The following is a 17900-nucleotide window of genomic DNA, read 5'->3' as shown; positions in this document are numbered from 1 at the left end:
TCAGGCGCGGTTGGAAGTTAGCAGTCGATGCCGCATAGAACTGGCGACGCCGCCCAACAAAAGCAAGAACCCCCTGAATTTCAGCATGAATTCGTGGGGTGTTCTGGTTTGCAGAATGTTGCGCAAAATGTAGCTAGGCCTGAGGTAAAGTTTGCGATAGGCCTCGCGCCTGAGGGCAATCAGTTCGGCCAGGCTTAGATGCTCGGTCCAATGTTCGACTTTGAAGTCTAGGCTGGGGTTGGCTGAGAACGCCTCCCATGATCCATCTTTCACCAATCCCTTGGCGACCGCCTCGCGGTAAAGGGCGGTGTTGGGCAGCAATTGCAAGATGCTAAAGAGGGCGTAGTCGGGATCGAGATCGATCAGAAAGTCGATATTGCGTCTGACGTCATCGGCTGATTTCTCGAAAGGAAAGCCCAGAATATAGTCGGCAACCGTGCGTATGCCCAGTTCCCGGCACCAGCGGAACGCGTCACGGATCTGCTGAACGTTGGTGCCCTTTTTGAGGTAGTCGAGACCCTCGTTGGTCCCCGTCTCAACGCCAAACGATATCTGACGAAGTCCTGCGCGCTTGGCCCTTTCAAGGCTTTCGCGGGTCACGGCATTGACCCGGCCTCTGAAGTCCCAAGCGAATTTCATGCCGCGTCGTTCAACGGCATCGCAAAACTCGATGACCTTGCGTGGATTGACATTGAACAAGTCATCATAGAAATGAAATTCGTCATATCCCATGTCCAGACACTGCTGGACTTCGTCAAGAACGAGATCCACGCTGCGCTGCCTGTATTTTTTGTAGGGCACATCGCAGAATGCGCACAAATAAGGGCAGCCCCGCGTTGTTATGATGGTCGCTAGATTGCCGCTGACGCCTACGGTGCTATGGTAATTGATTTGACGAATAAGTTTGCGATTGGGTGGCGGCAGATCGTCCAAATTATCGACATAGGCAGGAGGGACCATCACGCTTTGCAAGAAGCGTCTGTCCTGAGCCATCGGCTGGCCGATATAGGGCAGTATCGATTTGGCCGTATAAACGCCCTCGATTTGCGTTATGTCGCCGCCGGATTCAATCGCCCGCACCAGATCGGTAAAGGCATATTCACCCTCGCCCACGATGATGGAGTCGAACTCCTTGGTTTGGGCCGCCTCAATGGGGAAGGCGATGGGATGGTGCCCGCCCATGCAGATATGGGCCTGTGGCGATTCCTCGCGCACCATGCGAGCCACTTCAATCACGTCGATTAAAGAAACCGTAAATGACGTTACGCCGACGATGTCGGGCTTGATCTGCCGCAAGATGAGGCGAAGATCTTGATGCGACAGCTTTTCCCCCACGCAATCGTGGAAATGCAGCTCGTGCCCCTGACTGTGGGCCTCAAGGTAGCTATAGACGTAAAGAAGGCCCAGGGGTGGGAACAGCCCAAAATCCTTGGTGTCGAGGAATTGCTCTTCATCGGGATTTCCCGACCTGACATTCTCGGCCGGTGGGTTGACCAGAAGGACTTTCATCAAGTGGCCTCGATACGGAACGAATCTAACGACTTAAGGGTTGGCACCCCATTTGCGGAATCATATAGCAAATATCCCCTTGCTTAACCAGGGGCAAGCCCCGGCATTTGGGCGCTTGGATGGCGTTCGACCCAGATATGGCGTTTGCGCAAATTGTAGGTAAACGCGGAATCTTGGAAGGCTTTAGGCAAGTCCGATATTTGTTTGAAGTATCGCCGTTCGAAAATAGCGAGACGCCATGGCAATTCGTTTTGGTCGTGCCAGCCATCGTCCAGGCGAACCATTTTGTTCCAAATATTGAAGTCGAAATCCTGGGGATGTATGAGGTCGGCAACCTTGGAAAGGCTGCGGATCCCCGACTGTTCGACGGCAAGTCTGCGCAGGTAATGGGGCGTTTGCACTTTGAAAGACCAAAGACGGATTTGACCTTCTGGAAGCGGCAGGGCCAAGATCTCGTCAATCTCCGCCTGGCGCTCCATGGCGACGGCCGCTCTGCTCGCCGCTCGGTGCCAGCTGTCCTTGATGGGAATAATGGCGGCCAGGGGAGCCAGAAGAAGGACGTAAGCGATTCGGCGATCCCATGCCTGAAACAGCCACAGAGCCAACATGGGGAGAAGAGCCGCCGTCGGCGAAAAGTAATGGTCCGACTTCTGGCGCAAAATGATCAGCAGGCCTGCCAGCACGGCTATGCCAAGCGCAGCGGCCATGGGCGCGTGCCTTGCCAGCCAGGTGGGATCGCCACGTTTCAGCCAGATGCGAAGACAAACCAGAAGCAGTATCGCTATCGCCAAAAAGAAGGCTGGATCCGTCGGCAAAACCAACGAAGCGGCATCGACAAAGCCGACAGTCCCTTCGCCGATCGTGCCGCTATGCGTGGCGATCCGCCAGTGCAAATGAAGCATCTGATAAAATTGTCTGGGACCCATGATAAGGAGGCCTACTAAGCCCGCTACAAATCCGCCGATCAGGACTGAGCCGACTGTCTGCGCGGCAACCCGCGCACTGGCTTTACGAAACCACAACCAGCCAAGCCATCCGGCTGCAGCCCCCGCAAACCAGGAAATGTGGCTGACTTTGTTCAGATAGGCGCAGCCCAAAAGCGCGCCCAGCCAGAACCAGCCGGGCCAAAACCAGTTTTTGGCTGGCATTCTGGTCAGCGCCAAGCCAAGCGCTCCAAAGTAGGCGGCAGCCAGCACAAGAGAAAAGGTCTCGCTATCCAACCGCCAGAAGCCAACGGACCAATTGCCTTGGCAGGCGAACGGCAGGCTTAAAGCGACGAAAGCTGCGACAAGGCCAACATCGCGCAACTGCCTCCAGATGAGAAAAAGGCCCAAAAGAACGATCACCCAGCCCATCGTCTGAGTGGCAAGATGAAAAGGTTCTGGGTTGAGCAAAGTAGCGTGAAACACATCGGGCGCCGCAGCCAAGGGATTTGGCGATGTCAGGCGATAGGCAAGCCAAGCGCATAGCTGCAACGGCAAGCCCGGATGCAGAAATTGGAAGAAGCTGTTGGCGTGACCGTTTCCAGCAACCAACAGGTTGTCAATGTAAGCGCCATGCCCCAGGCTGTGAATGGCCATTTCCTCATCGACCAGCCAAAAACCCGGATAAGTCGTAAAGGTAATGTTGAACCAGACAAGGGTATATATGCCGCTCCAGAACAGCAGGGCGGCCGATGAGCCGAACGGGCTAAACTTCATGCCCGCCCTCCATCGCGACTGGATGGGCGACAACCCATGCCTCTCCCCAACACACTTTGATTTCGTCAACAGTCAAGCCGCCGCTTTGCAGCTCATCGGCCAGTTCCTGCAAAGTGTATTCAATGTGGTGGGTCGGGTCTGTTCGCCACTCGACGCCCAACTCACGCTTCAAAGGGGCGCGCCAGTCGCGCTCAATCAAAGGCACGCGCAGCAAGATTTTGCGAGCACACGAGGCGGTCATCAGGCGCTTGAGAAAAGCGGGGCGCTCGGGCAGATGCTCAAGCACATTGGACAAAATGACTGCGTCGAACCGACCTTCCGGCAACGCGCTAAGGGCGTCCCCTTCAAGAAAGGAAAGACTCGCGTGTTTGAATCTTTGCTTTGCCGTTGCAATATTATCGGCTGATAGATCGATGCCGGTCACCTGTGCGCCAGCCTGCGTCGCCAACGAAAAGGACAGGGCGCCCTTGCCGCACCCCACATCCAGAACGCGTTCGCCCCCGCCAATGCGATCGACGAAGAAATCGTGATAGCGCGTGATGCGATGCTTCGGATGGGTCCCGCCATCATGTCGCTGCGCCAGTCTGCTTTGCGCTTCGTAAAGGCGGTTGTCCAGGCGAAAGAGCATCCGCAGGCCCTGTGGCGAGGGCAAGGAATCGGCCCTGGCGTTGATCAAGGTCAGAACCAGAGCTTCAACCCAGGAGGCGGGCAGCCGACGGGAGATGGCGGCAAGCGCCTTAAACAAAAGTCGCATCATGGGCTAGTTCCAGCAAATTCCTTGATAAGGGCCAGCTCTAGTTGGAGGATACGTTCCAACGACCAGGATTCACAGGCAAATTGCCGCGCCCTTTCTCCAAGTTCTTTCCTTAGCAATGGTTGGGTCTTGAGGCGGGAAATGGCTTGTGCCAAGCCACTGGCATTGGCGGGGCACAGCAGGCCCGTCGTCTCGGGCTTGATCACGCCATTAATTCCAGGAGAGTCAGCGCCAATAACAGCCGCTCCCGCCGACATGGCCTCTATCAGCGTTTTTGGATGACCCTCCCACAGAGAAGGCAGAACGAACATGTCCGCCTCTGCTATGGCTCGCGGCAGCTGCTCGTTGGGCAGTGACGGCAGCCACGAGATCATGCCTTGAGAGTTGGTTGATGCACTAATGACAAGGTTCTCCAGTGGACCGCTCCCGACAATCAGCGCCCGAGATCCGCTGATTTCCAGGGCCTCAAGCAGAACTGGGATGTTCTTTTGCGCCGTCAGCCTGCCGATAAAAACGACGTCATAGAGCTTTTCTACGCTTGGCAAAGGCGCGAACAACTCCGTATCGACGTAATTTGGAATGACCCGAATTCGGTTTTGAGCATCTGGGTGGCGGTTTGCAACATTGTCCGCCATGGTCGGCGTTGTGACGACGATGGCGCGCGCTGCAGAAAATAGCGTGTCTTCCCTCATAATTTCCGTCCGATATTCCGGCGACCCATCTCCAAAATCGCGCGCGGCGAATTCGGAGGCCATGAAACCCATGCGAGCGATCAAGGGGCGACGCCATAACTTAGCGGCAGGCTGCGCTATTGTCGCCGCGCTGGCCTGGTTCGTTTTAATCGCATCGGCTTGCCAGAGATGACGGGCGTGAAGAAGCGGCGCCAAGCGCTCGTAATGCTTGGTCGGAAGATTGAAGCGGTTGCAAAGAATCGAGATTCCTGGAAGACGAGCCGCAAAATCCAACTCGGCCCCAGCGCCCCAGGTCAGGAAACTGACTTGCACGCCCATAGCGGACAAGCGCCGATACAGGGCCGTCTCCCGCTCGAACATTCCAAGCTCATCCCATCGGCCCAGCGACATCCAGCGTGAAAAGACGAGGACCAGCCGCATTCAATCGACAATCGGGATAAAACGTTCTTTTTCCTGAAGGCCGCCATAGGGCCCCTGCTTAATCTCGAATAGGGTGCAGTCCTCGATCATGCGAAAGCCATGGCCACCTCCGTATAGAACGACCAGATCTCCCGCATGCAATTCCCGGGTGGCGAAGCATTTCAAATCATCCCCGTACAAATCCAAGTGACAGGATCCGGAGCGGACCAGAATGGCCTCGCAGGTTCCAGAAATTTGCCGCTCAACCGGTTTGTGATAGTGGGGCGCCACGGCGCCGCCCGCTGCGTAAACGATGAAACCGGCCTGAAACAGGGCGTCGTCTTCGGTCAAGAAGGTGGTTTGATCTGGGGTCGCCCTGCTGCGGACGATCAGGGCGCGAAGAGCGCCAGCACGGTGAATGTAATCGACCGCAAGTGGCCTAGTATCCATGCTTAAAGCGTTTCCTGTCGAATCTGCCATATGGAATGGAAGGGCGTATACATGAGTGCGCAAAGATAGCGTGAAACAATAAAAAGTTCCAGAGGGTGTAACCTGTGCAATCTTCTTGATACCGCACTGCTTGGCCAGTGACGCCATTTCCCGGCACCTGTGCTGGGTCCGCTTGGTCGTCAAGCGGGTTGCTGAAAAACTCCTGGCATTGACGCATTGGCCGTAATTCACTTTTGGAACGGACATGGGGGGCGAATGCGCGGATTGGACATTCAAAGCGGCAGCCTTTTCAATTACGTCCACCTTGATGCGCGGTTTCCGAAGTAACACCCGCTTAGCCTGATCCGGGATTTGGCGAACTAGGCGTTGGCCGGGCTGAAAGGCGAGTTTGGCCGGCTCTAGGCCGACGAAGGGCGACCGTCGATTGCGCCGGAGCGCCTGCCGCAGATGCTGTATACGATCCGCTCTGAGCGCCAGTTGGTGAACCACATCGAGTTCGACATGCCTTTCCGCTGGTTTGTTGGGCTTGGAATCGACGATAGGTGTGGGGCGCCAGCACATTTTCGAAGATCCGTGACCGGCTTTTGACGGTGGAGGTGGCGCAGGGTCTTCTCTCTGGCCTATTGTCGAATTCGCGGGTGAAGCGGCATCTGTCGCACGAGCATTTTTCGGTGGAAGGCACACTGCTCGACGCCCTGGCGTCGATGAAGAGCTTCCAGCTCAAGAACGGCCCTGTAGATCCGCCGGGGCGGGGAAGCAATGCCGAACGTGATTTCAAGGGCAAGAAACGTTCGAACGAGACGCATGCCAGCACAACCGATCCCGATGACCGCCTGTACCGCAAGGGCAACGGGCACTTCAGCCGCTGCGCTACATGGGCCGCGCGCTGATGGAGAACCGCAACGGTCTGGAGGTGACGCGTGCCACCGGCGCGACGGAGCGCGAAGCGGCGCTTTCGATACTTGACGTCGCAGGAAGCGGCAAGCGTCGGATCACCCTTGGGCGGCGACAAGGGATATGAGGCAAGCGAGTTCATAAGCGATTTGTTTGAGCGGAACGTAACGCCGCACATTCAAACCTCTGGCCAAAACGGGATGACCGCGCCCAAATTCCACGGATCGAACGAAAAAACAAAAGGTGCGGCGAAATGCAGCCTCGTCCAGCGCCCAAACCATCAAAATGACGGTCAAAAGCGAAAATCCAAACCGATCATGACGAGTTTTCCAGCTGCCAGCTAGCTCTTCTGTGCCGGTTTTCCCGCAAATCAATCAGCACACAACTTTTCTGCTACGAGATATAACTCGCCGACTCTTGCCGTAACCCACTGGCAGAAAGACGGCTTCGGGCGTGAGATAGGATTTCTGAAAGTCTATGTGAGAAGTCATCTGGCCCCCAGGATTTCAGGCGAATTCTCCCCCTGCCCCTCAGCTCCTCGCAAAATTCCTTGTCGCTCAATAGTCTTGCCATGGCGTCCGCGATGGCAGGGGACTGGGTTGGATCGACGAGGATAGCGGCATCTCCTGCCTGTTCGCGAACGCCTCTGATGTCTGAAGTCATAACGGGGCAGCCAAGCGACCACGCCTCGAGAATGGGAATGTTGGTTGGGCCAAAGAAGGTGGGCATAAGCAAGCCCTCCGCGCCAGCATAAAGCGCAGCCATCTCATCATCTGGGATAAAGCCTAAATAGCGTATCTGTTCGAGAACGCCAAGCTTATCCGCAAGAGCCATAACTTCGCTGAAAGTCGCCTCCCTTATCGCATTTTTATGTGATCCGCAAAGAACCAGCGTTGGCATAAGCTTGTCGCGAATTTTGAGAATCGAAAGCGCCTCTACGAGGCGTGCATGGTTCTTGTGGGGCCAGAGTTGGGCGGGATAGAAAAAATAGGTCTCGGAAAGCCCATGGCGCTGCCGAGAGCTTTCCACTTGCCTCGCATCCACTTGCCTAGGAATGTAGTCGGCGGGCAGAAAGGGAAGGGCGAACACATCCTCAGCCGGAACGCCGTACTCGCCATAACAGGACAAAACATCCTCACGACCAACCTGCGAATCAGCAACAATAACGAGAGCGTTGCGAACGCCATTGCGGAAAAGATACTCGCGCAAATGCCACTCCTTTGGGTCCCCGACCTCGGGAAATTGTGGCTGCAGTCGGTGCTGAAGGTCGTGAACGGTGAAGATATAGGGCACGCCGCATTCAAAGGAGATCGACATCGGCACAGGATAGAGAATTATCTCTACCCCGGACTTTTTAAACCACTGGTTAAGGGCGTGATTGTATCGCGGTCGATCCAGGTCTGCAGGTTCGCGCGGCGCCCCCTTCCCTTGGTTGGCGCGGATCCGGTCAACGACCATTTTGATGCCGGGAATGTAACGAGCAAGCCTAGAGATGCGCTGGCGCCATGTCGGCGGGCTTAAAGGCAGCACTTTCCATTCCGGCTGCTTCACGCGCGCCAGAACCGGAGCCTTCGGGTCGTGCACGAAAAGCGTTACGCGATCATTGGCGGACAGCACGCCGGGTGTTCCAAGCGCCCTTAGAACGGACAGGCTATATTGATAAACACCTCCGCTATTGCCATCAAGAAGGGGAACTACGCCAAGATGCATCGGTCAGCCTAGAACTGAAAGTAGATAAACTGGCGGATAGGGCGGAAAAACACAAAAACCAATCCGAACGCGAAGGCTAGTCCGCCGATGTGCATTACGTCGCCCACGACAGGCAGGCGGCGAAGGCGCGGCCACGAAACGTGGAGTATGTAGGCCGTAACCATTGCCAGCGGCAAAAGAAGGGACAGCGTATAATAATGTCGGGGTAGAGCAAAGGGCAGCAGATAACTGGAAGGCGTGAAGGCGTTGATCATGAGAGACACGGCTTCGGAGACAGACTGTGCCCGAAAGGGGATCCAGCCCAGAAGAATCAAAGGATAAGTAACCAGCCATCCGCCAATTGCCGCCAGAGGGCGTGGGAGAACCAAGCGTGGCGTCAACAGACGGTAGCCCAAAATCAGGACGGCGTGCCACAAGCCCCACAGAACAAAGGTCCAATTGGCGCCATGCCAGAGACCCATGATCGCCCAGGTAACCAAGAGCGCCCAAATGCGCTTGCCTTCGCGCGTCTTGACGTCTTGTTGCGCCACCTCCGCAAGACCGCCTAGCGAATCATCCCTCGTGCGCATTCCGCAAAGAGGTAAATAAAGGTAATCGCGGATCCAGCTTGAGAGAGATATATGCCAACGTCTCCAGAATTCTCTTGGGCTGCGGCTGATATAGGGCCAGTCGAAATTTGCCGGGAAGTGGACGCCCATTAGGCGGGCGCTACCGATTGCGATCAGAGAGTAACCGGCAAAATCGAAGTAAATCTGGTAGCCGAAAAGACTTGCCAGGGCCCAGCTTTCTTTGGCCCCGAATGATCCTGATGGCATGCTAAAGGCGTCGTCGACTAGAGGCGCTAAATTATCAGCCAGGACCACCTTAAGAAACATGCCGCTCAGAATGGTTTTGATGCCGAAGGACAAATCGAAAAGTCTGAACGGCTGCCTCGACTTCAGTTGTTCAATAACCTCGGCGGCTCTCAGAATCGGCCCGGCCACCAACTGTGGGAAAAAGAGAACGAAATTGGCAAAGCAAAGGTAATCGCGCTCGGCTCTGACTTGACGGCGATAGACATCCACGGTGTAGCTGATGCTCTGAAAAGTATAAAAACTAATCCCTAAAGGCAGCACGATGTTCAAGGGCGTGACGCTTAGATCAAATCCTGTCAGCAGCGATAGTTTGGCAAAATTGGACAAAAGAAAATCCGCGTATTTGAAGTAAGTCAGCAGGCCCAGATTGACCAACACGCTGAGAGACAACAGGGCGCGACGCTTCCAGCGCGTCGTTGTTCGATCAAGTGCGAGTGCGGCGGCATAATCCGTGCTCATAGATAGCAGCAAGACGGCGACGAATTCGACACGCCAGAAGCCGTAGAAAAGCAAACTGCCCAAGAATATCAGCCAATGGCGCGGCCTTTCGGGAAGCATCCACCACAAGGAAGTGAAGGCGGCAAGGAAAAGTATAAAGCTGACGGAATTAAAGATCACGGCGTCATTATCCTTTCAAGGTGTGCCTCTATCACCCTGAAGAAGTCCTGGTGTCCCTTGCCATCAAAATGGAAAATATCCATTGCCGTTCTGCCCTTGCCGTCGAAGATTGTTCCCCAAACACCATCGTCATCAAGCGCATCCTCGAGGTCGACAAAATCCCCCCCCATTTTCCCAACGGCTAGGGCTGCTTGCTGCTTGAAGGCGGCATAATCACCCTGGCTGTAGGGAAAGAAGGCGCCTTTCGGCTTTGGCGCGATATAGACAAAAGGATGAATCCCCGCCTCGCGTGATCGTTCGAGAAGGTCAAGAAAGGCCATCCAATTCCTTTGGCGGATTGCTTCGGGAATTGGCACATGGCTAGAAGGTGGCTTTTTGCCAAGCAACGTATAACGTAAGAGAAGAATCTCGTCGTGGGCCTTAGTCAAAACTATCCTCAGGTGTCCACGGGCGGCATCGCGCAAACGCCATAACTCACTATGGTTAGACAGCCAACCAGTCAATGCGGCCTCGACGCCCTCCTGCAGAGTTACAATGCGCGGTTTCGCTGAGGCGGTGCGATCCGACGTCTGCGCTTGAGAGGTGGCGGCGTTTGCAGATTCAAAGCGGGACTTGAGTGCTGTCACTTGCTCAAGCAAGCTGCGACCGGAATGGGTGGCTCTCAACTTGGCTACGGCCGAAGCGTTTCCCAAGATTTCAGCCACCTGAGGATGGATATCCTCCTCCTTAAGATCATCATAAACCAAGCCAAGGACAAGATAGTTAGGCTTTGCTCCGGCAATTGCCCCTTCCAGCATAATCCTCATTTCTTGGAGGTTTGCATTGCCGACAGAATAGGTTTTCACTTCTACGCCATGGACGCTCAGGGCCTCCGCCAGAAGGTCTGGCGCCGTCCTTTCGCCAAGTTTGGCGCGCATGATCACGTGCAGCTGTGAAGCGCCAAGCCAAAGCACATGCGATTTGGCCGAGGGGGAAGGCAGACAGCTCGCATCATCCCATGGACTTGCGCAATGAACCTTTACGCCATCTTGTTGCGCGTAAACGCTGACTGCGTCCGCGCCAAGACCAGCCTGCGCAAAGTCGGTTCTATCATTGGCAAAGAGTACATACAAAAGCGTCATTGCCAAGATCAGAGCAAGAGCAAGGCGCAGTAGGCTGCGCTTCGCATATCCCGCCTTGTTGGCCTCCGTCGAATCGATCACAGCGCTCGCCGCTTTTCCGTCAAGTACCGACCAAACAAGGCGGCAAGGTCGTTCATGCGCTGGGCGTACCCATGGCTGGCAAGAACGCGATTTCTTCCCGCCTCGGCTATGCGCTGACGCTCTCCGAGATTGTCTTGGAAATAGCGAATCCTTTCCAGGCACTCCTGCGGCGAGCCAAAATCAGCCACCTCGATTCCAGGCTTGAAATAGTAGTCCAGGTTGCTCTTGCGGTCGGTGAGAAGCATGGCGCCCATGCCTGTTGCTTCAAACAGGCGGCAGTTGTTGGCATAGGGTCCCGCCATGTCGATATGCTGGTTAAGCGCAATGGCCGCCCGGCCTAAAAGGCGATACATCTCGACGCCCCAGGCTTCGCCCTTGACGCAATTGCGGACAGGCGACCCGGGTTCCAGGGCCGATAGGCTGGCGCCCCGGATCTCGATGTCAATATGGCGGCAGAGATACTCCAGCAGCTCGATGCGGGTTTGGTGCTGACTTGTGAGAGAGCCAACAAAAAGAACCGGAATATCGCGCTCTATGGCTGGCGTGGCGTAAGCATATACAGCCGAGTCAAAGCCAAGCGGGCAGAATTCAGCCGCCAGTCCCTGGTTGCTGAAATATTCAACCAGATTAGGAAGGGATGAAATCATCAAATCATATCCACCCCAATCCGCAGACGTTGGAAGGTGGGATGCGAGCTGACCAACGACAAGACCCTTCTCCCCCATTTGCCGACGAAGAAAATACCCGGAGATCTGGTAGACGTCCTGGTTCAAGATGACGTCAGGGTGATAGTGCGCGATCTGGCTCTTCAAAATATCGAGGAACCATGGTTCTCTACTGGGGCGTCGGCGAAACTTGCGGCCGAGGATGGGTAGCTTGGCAATCCGCTTGCTCAGTTGGCTTTGGAAAAGTACAGGGCCGCCATAATCTAAACCTGCTTCTGTTGCCCAGCGTTTTTGCATTGGCTCGTTGTTGGCATGGATTTCCCAGGCCTCGCAGCCTGCTGCCGTCAGGTGGCGCGAGTAGGAATCGAACACGCCAAACAAAGAGGCGTTTCTCGCCGCCATCTGGTCAGCGTAGGAGCGCTCCGCAAGCTTTGGGGCGTCCCCATAAAGCCGATCTAAGAAGGGTGAATAGTCCGTGTTAAGAACAAGGACGCGCATCTGGCTAAGCTGCCTGGGCGACGACGAACATATTCCAATCTGTTAGGGTAGGTTCGAGAGTGGGCTCGTCGAAACTGGCCAACCGCAATATCCGAAAGCCTGACTGACTGAGAAAGAACTCGATCTCGAGTGGAAAAAAGAAACGCATTTCATGCCGTTCGCTAGTCCGACGCGCAAGTTGGTTGCCGTTGAATATCCATAAGTCGTAGTCGACCGCACAAAGATGCCTGCGGACGTCTAGAGATCCCTTGGCCGCCCTGAGCATCTCTCCACCCTCGAATGAAATTCGCTTCAGTCGCTCTCCCGGCTTCTCCGATAGCACGGCAGGCCCATGCCAGACGTCAAAAACGAACAAGCCATCGGGGCGCAAGTGGTTGCGAACGTTGCGAAGAGCCGCCAAAACATCGGCATTGCTTTTCTGATAGCCAAGAACTGCGAACATCATCACGGCCAGATCGAAATCGGTCCCAGCGCATGCGCATTTCACGTCCCCTTCATGCAGGTCGATTTCAACCTGAAGCGCCTTGGCCTTGCCGGCAGCCTGAGACAGCATCTCGCGCGACAGATCAATACCGGAAACCGACCAGCCGCTTTGGGCAAGAATAATCGCGTGACTTCCCGTGCCGCACCCAAAGTCGATCAGGCGACCCGGGCCGGTCAAGCCATGTTCTGTCGCCAATTGTTCAATCAGGCGACATTCCGCAGCGTAATCCTTGCTTGCGTAGAGACTGTCATATGCGTCGGCGTAAGTCGATCCAAACACATCCTTCATGACAAGGCCTCGCGGACGGCTGAGCAGACGGCGCGCATCTGATCTTGCGTCATCTTGAGACCGGAGGGCAGATAGAGGCCACGTCTTGATATTCGCTCGGTGACAGGATAGCTCTCCCCTTCGAACAGTCCGCGATCAAGAAGGGCGGGCTGTAAGTGCATGCCCTGAAAGAACGGTCTGGTGTCGACCCCCAAATTCTTCAGTTTCTCCGCAAAGGCGGAAGCATCGAATGGAATGCCGTCGTCCAGCACAACCCCAAACATCCACCAGACATTTTTTGCCCAGGCGCGCTCGACAGGAAGCTGCAGGCCCTCTATTCCAGACAGGCCCTCCGCATAGCTTCGTCCCAGCCAAGCCTTGCGTTCAAGAATGCGGTCGATGCGGCCAAGCTGGGCCACGCCCAAGGCGGCCTGCATGTTCGTTAGCCGGTAATTGTAGCCAAGCTCACGGTGCAAAAAACGTTGCGGGCCAAAACAAAGATTGCGGATGGATCGGGCGCGTTCGGCGAGCCGATCATCGTCCGTCAAAACCATGCCACCTTCACCGGTCGTAACGATCTTATTGGCGTAAAAGCTGAAGCAGCTGAATTCACCGAACGACCCGCAGCGCTTCCACTCGCTCGTGGCTCCACGCTTACTCAAATATTCTGAGCCATGAACCTCGGCGGCATCCTCAATGATGGCGAGACCATATTTATCCGCAAGGTCAAGCAGCGGATCCATGTCTACCGGATGACCATAGATATGAACCGGCATTATAGCCTTGGTGCGCAACGTTATCTTGGAGGCAACATGCTCGACATCCATGCACCAAGTATCTGGATCGCAATCCACGAGAACCGGCACCAAGCCGTGATTGAGCAGAGCCGTGACGCAAGAAATGATGGTAAAGCTAGGCAGGATGACTTCCGACCCCTTCTCCAGCGAAAGGGCGGCAACGGCAAGGTCTAACGCAACGGTTCCATTGGCAACGGCAATACCGTGCTTTCTGCCGCAATAGGCAGCCCAGCCGCGCTCAAAGGATTCAATATATGTTCCAGCGGATGAAATCCAGCCGGTGCGTACGCAGTCTGTGATGTTGGCTAGGTCGCTCTCTTCAAGCCAGGGTTCGTTGACAGGGATCATTTTGCCGGACAGTTGATGAAAAAGACAATTTTAGTCGATTTTGCTTTTGCGGGCGATAAAAAATATATTGCGTGCAATAAGATCTCTCAAAGACACGCCCGGGTAGGCTTGTTGGGCTTCATAACAGACTTGTGGACACAAGCCTATGAGCTTTTCCTGGCTTGCTGCATCTTCTCGCCAGAGGAGGAGTTCGAAGCCGCTAGCGGCCAGCACGGTCTGCATGGAGGCTATCGGATACGAGCGGTGAAGACCTTCGGAAAGGAATTGTTTGGCAACCTCCGCCTCATGAGGTCGGAAATCATCAAGATAGGCAGAATAGTCGTTCAGCGAAAGCCTGACATGGCCCCACGGAAAATCCGGAATCGTTTGGGCGTGGCCGCCATCCGGGCCAAAATAGGGATGATAAGAGTGAATCATGATGCCGTCGTCCGCCAACAGCCTGTGCATTTCCTTGAGGGCGGCGGGAAGATCCAAAATATGCTCGAGAACGCTCGTCGAAACGATGACGGAAAAGGCTCCGTTGGAAAACGCCAAGCCCTTTACGACGTCGCCAAATTGAAATGCTGCCCGCCCCCCTAAGCGTTTTTGGATGAAGGGAGCGGCGGGATCGTGCGCACCGATGCCATATCCATTGTCTATGGCCGTAACTCGAAAACCAAGTTCTTCCCAGGCGAGGCAGGACAGGCCATCGTTAAAGCCAATTTCCAGGAGATCATGGCCGCACAGATCGGACATTGAGATGTCTGTCGTGCGTTTGACTTTTTCCATGATTTGCCGATAACCCACGGCCATCGCGCTTTTGGCGGCTACCAACGTTGGATCTCCGGGATCAAGCATGGCTCCGCTACTGGGGGGGAGGATTCCGCCAATGAACAAGTCGGCATAGGGTTCGATCCACGCCTTTGCCATCTGGTCCACTTCACCAAGAGGCATAGTCAACGTTCTCGTCCCTGAGGTAAGGGCTAGAAACTCAACTCCTTCCTTGGGTAAAAGCTCGCGTTGCATGAGATCGTTCAGCGCGGAGAGCGAAGAATAATATAGCCATCCGCGTTTAAGGCCGTAGCGATAGGACGGATAAATAGGAACAATTCTGCCGCTCGTGGATATCTTATGAAATTCCGGCTCTTCTGTTGGCGCGGGAAGGTGGGTGAGGGATAGCTCGCTGCTAGACAAAGCCACGGGCAGGGCAGGAGCTGATCGTCCTAAGGCGCGACGAAGAAAACTACGGGTCAAGCGGGAGAAACTCATAATCCAACACCCTCATGGTGGGCAATCTGTTTAAAAAGATGAACTTGCTTTGGGCACAGGATCATTGGGCTAATGGCTGACGGGTGGAACCATTTACAAGGCGGGAAAGCCTTTCTGCGATATCCCGATAACCTAGCGCTGTTGCGTGACCGTCGCCTTGAATTCGCCACGCGCTATTTTCTACCGACCCCCAGGCGGAGCTCAGATCCACGGAATTCACTCCCACTTCACGCAGGCGGGGAGTCAGGCGCTTCGCTTCGTCTTGCGATCCAGGAAAGAAGACAACGGTACAGCCTTTGGAGACAAAACGTTCAGCAAAGCGCGCGCAGGCCTGCTGGAAGACAGCGGCGGCAAGGTATTCGTCAGATTCTGAAATTGTCGCCCAAGGGTCAAATTTCATTAGCTTCAAAACGCGGCTACGAACCAGTAGAGGATAAAGGGCCGCGAAAACGGGCCTGCCTGTTGTGAAGTTGGCAGCCAACTTTAGTTGGCCTTCGGAATCCAGAATGTAGCGTGGCATGTGATGGCCCCATGCCTGAACTTGAAGTGAGCCCTTCAGGCGCAAAATGTGCGACGGTAGATACAGGTAAAAAGCGTAGCCTTCTCTTTCGGCAATAGCAGTCAGTCGGTCGCCTGCGTTGAGAAGCGCCAGCATTTGCTGCGGCCCATAGCCATGGAAACCGTAATTATATCCCTTCAGCTGCGGGAGCAGCTTGGAAAACTGAGCAGGCAGGGTCTCATCATCTTCAACGCCCTCGCCAACCGTAAAGGAATCGCCGAAAAAGGCCGCGAAGGTCTTTTGTCCGCTGTTGGCCTGAGGCGTTTCGCGAAACCCTTCCGGCCCGATTGTGTAGCGGACATCGTAGATCGTATGCTCGCCTTGCCGACGGATTGAACGGCTTTCGCGGTTTGCGCGGCCGCGATACCCCAACAACGAATCGTATTCGAAATACCCGCTGTAATACGTACCCTCTACCGAAACGGCGGCGCTTGCTCCGCCCGAAGAGGCTGGCCCTGAAAAATAGCCAACTGCCCTGGTCCCTAATTCCATAAGGGCGACTAAAGACAGAAAGATGATGAGTTGAATGCGGATTGTCCGAGGGAGTAAGGCCATCGCCATCGCAAAGATGCCTAGAGCGCATGGCAGGGTTACGTAAAGCCACATGCGATTTGGATCGATGGGAAATTCAGGGCTGGGTGCAATAACTGCTGGGACGGCAAAGGCAAGAAGCGCTACAAGTCCAAGCCCAAGACGAAGAATAACCAGGAAGGAGGTTTTTAGCTGTTGTTGAATTGGGCCGACAAAGGTAAGGCCAGCCGCCGCCAGCAACAACCCACTATCCACCAAAGCCGCCTGCTCAAGTGGGCCAAATTGGGGATCGCCAAATCCAAATCGAGAGGCAAGACCGACAGCCCCTAGACCCGAAAGCCCCAAGGCGGTCAATCCCAGCCGGATTAGAGGGAGGGCGCGGCGCAATCTATTTGCCAATAACACGGCAAAGAGGGCAAACGGATTCATGGATATATTGCAGGGCTATTTTGTCGCGGGACGTCATTCGCATCGGCTCGCTTGGTCAAAAGAAAAGTCATCCAAAAAGGTTCAAAATGACTGCGTCCCCGCCAGCGTGATGAAACTTGTCCTTCGGCTTTTCGCCCGTCAGCGCCGACTAACAGTGATCATCTTGCGCCTAACGTATTGTATCAAGTCGGCCCAATGCCATCAACTGGGGCGCATAGACTTTTTCCCACCATTGTCGGGCAACGGGGACAAGATCGATTGTCAGGGCAAGGTCCCTGCCCCGGTTGCCGATGCGCTTGCGCTCCTCTGGAGCCTCATAAAGCGCGATGACGATGCCGGACAGTTCCAGTGGGTCAAAACTCTCAGCAATTACGCCGTCAAAATTATTGCGAATGAGATCCTTGAGCATGCCGACGGGAGTGCTGACGACGGGCGTGGCGCAGGCCAAGGCTTCCAGAGAAGCAAGCGGCCCTCCCTCATCTCGCGAACTCACCAGATAAAGATCGATTGCCTGATGGCATGGGACAATATCCTCGTAGCGCTCCACCATGACATGACGATAGGGAACGCCGATTCGATCCAGTCCTGCCTTGACGTAACCGCGGGCAGGCCCCGTCAAAAGAACAAACAAAGGCACCCGCTTTGCAACGTTTTCGATCGTGGCCAGAAAGAGATCTGGTCCCTTTACGAGCTTGGGGACCATACCCGCTTCCCATCCCTCTCCGTCCTTCTGGAAGGAACCAATGCAAAAGCTGTCGTGAGGGATTCCGAGTTCCTGGCGAATAGTCTGCCTATGTTTGTTGTCACAAGGTCTAAGCAAAGAGCAATCAACTGCATGCGGAATGATGGCCAGCTTGTCTTTGGGAATGCCCCATTGAAGCAATCTAAGACGTAATGTCTCATTGCATGTCGCTACTAGCGAAATGCGGCGAAGGCTGCCCACGAAGGATGAAATTTCTTCTGCCAAGCCGGGGCTATCATCCGGCTGGCCATGCAATGAAAAGACAACGGCACGGTTCGATGGGTGAAGACCACCTCCTCGTCCATTCCAGAGATTGCGGCTCATGAAATGGACGGTAGAATTTCTATGGTGGGAAATCGATGACGAGATTGTCGCCATTCCTGGATGGATTACCTCAAGCCCCCTTAAGATATCTTGCGCCACGCGATCCAGCGCCCAATCCGCGCCATCCGAAACAAGAGTAATTGGAAAACAAGGTTGCGGAAAGAAAACCTGTTTCAGGTCGGCATAGCTCGTTGCCAATCGGCGTTTGACACGTCTCAGCATCGCA

At 55.0% G+C, this 17900-nt stretch carries 17 protein-coding genes; 3 read left to right on the top strand and 14 right to left on the bottom strand.

Annotated elements, in window-relative coordinates; genetic code table 11:
• From HQL44_05415 to HQL44_05395, 5 genes are all read right to left on the bottom strand, one after another.
• Positions 1-1509 (bottom strand): B12-binding domain-containing radical SAM protein, encoded by a 1509-nt coding sequence (locus HQL44_05415; protein ID MBF0268009.1) that lies wholly within the window; start codon positions 1507-1509, stop codon positions 1-3.
• 83 nt (positions 1510-1592) lie between these two features.
• Positions 1593-3209, bottom strand: coding sequence for a hypothetical protein (locus HQL44_05410; GenBank protein MBF0268008.1), 1617 nt, complete (start codon positions 3207-3209; stop codon positions 1593-1595).
• The gene (locus tag HQL44_05405) at positions 3199-3966 is read right to left on the bottom strand and encodes a methyltransferase domain-containing protein (protein MBF0268007.1); all 768 of its coding nucleotides are present in this window, start codon (positions 3964-3966) and stop codon (positions 3199-3201) included. The genes HQL44_05410 and HQL44_05405 overlap by 11 nt, the downstream gene beginning before the upstream one ends.
• Positions 3963-5075 carry a glycosyltransferase family 4 protein gene (locus tag HQL44_05400; GenBank protein MBF0268006.1) on the bottom strand — a complete coding sequence of 371 codons (1113 nt, stop codon included), beginning with the start codon at positions 5073-5075 and terminating at the stop codon, positions 3963-3965. The genes HQL44_05405 and HQL44_05400 overlap by 4 nt, the downstream gene beginning before the upstream one ends.
• Entirely contained in the window at positions 5076-5651 is a 576-nt protein-coding gene (locus HQL44_05395; GenBank protein MBF0268005.1) for a hypothetical protein, read from the bottom strand.
• Positions 5652-5951: 300 nt separating this feature from the next.
• Between HQL44_05395 and HQL44_05390 the strand changes: the two genes are divergently transcribed.
• The 3 genes from HQL44_05390 to HQL44_05380 all read left to right on the top strand — a co-directional run bounded on the left by HQL44_05390 (position 5952) and on the right by HQL44_05380 (position 6742).
• Entirely contained in the window at positions 5952-6092 is a 141-nt protein-coding gene (locus tag HQL44_05390; GenBank protein MBF0268004.1) for a transposase, read from the top strand.
• Entirely contained in the window at positions 6047-6394 is a 348-nt protein-coding gene (locus HQL44_05385) for a hypothetical protein (GenBank protein MBF0268003.1), read from the top strand. Before HQL44_05390 ends, HQL44_05385 begins: the two co-directional genes overlap by 46 nt.
• Positions 6395-6466: 72 nt before the next feature.
• Complete coding sequence (locus HQL44_05380; GenBank protein MBF0268002.1) at positions 6467-6742, top strand: hypothetical protein; 276 nt, start codon at positions 6467-6469, stop codon at positions 6740-6742.
• Between the two features lie 49 nt (positions 6743-6791).
• On the opposite strand, the gene HQL44_05375 is transcribed toward HQL44_05380, so the two are convergent.
• The 9 genes from HQL44_05375 to HQL44_05335 form a co-directional block, all read right to left on the bottom strand.
• The gene (locus tag HQL44_05375; GenBank protein MBF0268001.1) at positions 6792-8108 is read right to left on the bottom strand and encodes a glycosyltransferase family 4 protein; all 1317 of its coding nucleotides are present in this window, start codon (positions 8106-8108) and stop codon (positions 6792-6794) included.
• An 8-nt stretch (positions 8109-8116) separates the two neighbouring features.
• Positions 8117-9580, bottom strand: a complete 1464-nt coding sequence (locus HQL44_05370; GenBank protein MBF0268000.1) for an MBOAT family protein — start codon at positions 9578-9580, stop codon at positions 8117-8119.
• On the bottom strand, positions 9577-10782 hold the full coding sequence (locus HQL44_05365) for a hypothetical protein (GenBank protein MBF0267999.1): 1206 nt from the start codon (positions 10780-10782) through the stop codon (positions 9577-9579). The genes HQL44_05370 and HQL44_05365 overlap by 4 nt, the downstream gene beginning before the upstream one ends.
• A complete protein-coding gene (locus HQL44_05360) occupies positions 10779-11945 on the bottom strand; it encodes a glycosyltransferase family 1 protein (protein ID MBF0267998.1) in 1167 nt (388 codons plus the stop codon). Before HQL44_05360 ends, HQL44_05365 begins: the two co-directional genes overlap by 4 nt.
• Before the next feature lie 4 nt (positions 11946-11949).
• Positions 11950-12717, bottom strand: a complete 768-nt coding sequence (locus HQL44_05355; GenBank protein MBF0267997.1) for a class I SAM-dependent methyltransferase — start codon at positions 12715-12717, stop codon at positions 11950-11952.
• Entirely contained in the window at positions 12714-13841 is a 1128-nt protein-coding gene (locus HQL44_05350) for a DegT/DnrJ/EryC1/StrS family aminotransferase (protein ID MBF0267996.1), read from the bottom strand. The genes HQL44_05355 and HQL44_05350 overlap by 4 nt, the downstream gene beginning before the upstream one ends.
• Positions 13842-13871: 30 nt before the next feature.
• Complete coding sequence (locus HQL44_05345; protein ID MBF0267995.1) at positions 13872-15089, bottom strand: class I SAM-dependent methyltransferase; 1218 nt, start codon at positions 15087-15089, stop codon at positions 13872-13874.
• A gap of 61 nt (positions 15090-15150) precedes the next feature.
• A complete protein-coding gene (locus HQL44_05340; GenBank protein MBF0267994.1) occupies positions 15151-16608 on the bottom strand; it encodes a hypothetical protein in 1458 nt (485 codons plus the stop codon).
• Between the two features lie 169 nt (positions 16609-16777).
• Positions 16778-17896, bottom strand: a complete 1119-nt coding sequence (locus tag HQL44_05335; protein ID MBF0267993.1) for a glycosyltransferase family 4 protein — start codon at positions 17894-17896, stop codon at positions 16778-16780.
• Positions 17897-17900: the final 4 nt, after the last annotated feature.

The organism is Alphaproteobacteria bacterium (genome assembly GCA_015231795.1).
Taxonomy (GTDB): domain Bacteria; phylum Pseudomonadota; class Alphaproteobacteria; order Rhodospirillales; family WMHbin7; genus WMHbin7.
The sequence above is the reverse complement of the archived record's forward strand: the minus strand, read 5'-3'. Positions and strand labels throughout refer to the sequence as shown.

What these genes read in the sequence shown, in the direction of transcription:
- HQL44_05345 (MBF0267995.1), bottom strand. Translation starts at nt 15,089, where the DNA reads ATGAGTTTCTCCCGCTTGACCCGTAGTTTTCTTCGTCGCGCCTTAGGA.
- HQL44_05340 (MBF0267994.1), bottom strand. Translation starts at nt 16,608, where the DNA reads ATGAATCCGTTTGCCCTCTTTGCCGTGTTATTGGCAAATAGATTGCGC.
- HQL44_05350 (MBF0267996.1), bottom strand. Translation starts at nt 13,841, where the DNA reads ATGATCCCTGTCAACGAACCCTGGCTTGAAGAGAGCGACCTAGCCAAC.
- HQL44_05410 (MBF0268008.1), bottom strand. Translation starts at nt 3,209, where the DNA reads ATGAAGTTTAGCCCGTTCGGCTCATCGGCCGCCCTGCTGTTCTGGAGC.
- HQL44_05375 (MBF0268001.1), bottom strand. Translation starts at nt 8,108, where the DNA reads ATGCATCTTGGCGTAGTTCCCCTTCTTGATGGCAATAGCGGAGGTGTT.
- HQL44_05335 (MBF0267993.1), bottom strand. Translation starts at nt 17,896, where the DNA reads ATGCTGAGACGTGTCAAACGCCGATTGGCAACGAGCTATGCCGACCTG.
- HQL44_05360 (MBF0267998.1), bottom strand. Translation starts at nt 11,945, where the DNA reads ATGCGCGTCCTTGTTCTTAACACGGACTATTCACCCTTCTTAGATCGG.
- HQL44_05415 (MBF0268009.1), bottom strand. Translation starts at nt 1,509, where the DNA reads ATGAAAGTCCTTCTGGTCAACCCACCGGCCGAGAATGTCAGGTCGGGA.
- HQL44_05395 (MBF0268005.1), bottom strand. Translation starts at nt 5,651, where the DNA reads ATGGCGTCACTGGCCAAGCAGTGCGGTATCAAGAAGATTGCACAGGTT.
- HQL44_05405 (MBF0268007.1), bottom strand. Translation starts at nt 3,966, where the DNA reads ATGATGCGACTTTTGTTTAAGGCGCTTGCCGCCATCTCCCGTCGGCTG.
- HQL44_05400 (MBF0268006.1), bottom strand. Translation starts at nt 5,075, where the DNA reads ATGCGGCTGGTCCTCGTCTTTTCACGCTGGATGTCGCTGGGCCGATGG.
- HQL44_05390 (MBF0268004.1), top strand. Translation starts at nt 5,952, where the DNA reads ATGCTGTATACGATCCGCTCTGAGCGCCAGTTGGTGAACCACATCGAG.
- HQL44_05355 (MBF0267997.1), bottom strand. Translation starts at nt 12,717, where the DNA reads ATGAAGGATGTGTTTGGATCGACTTACGCCGACGCATATGACAGTCTC.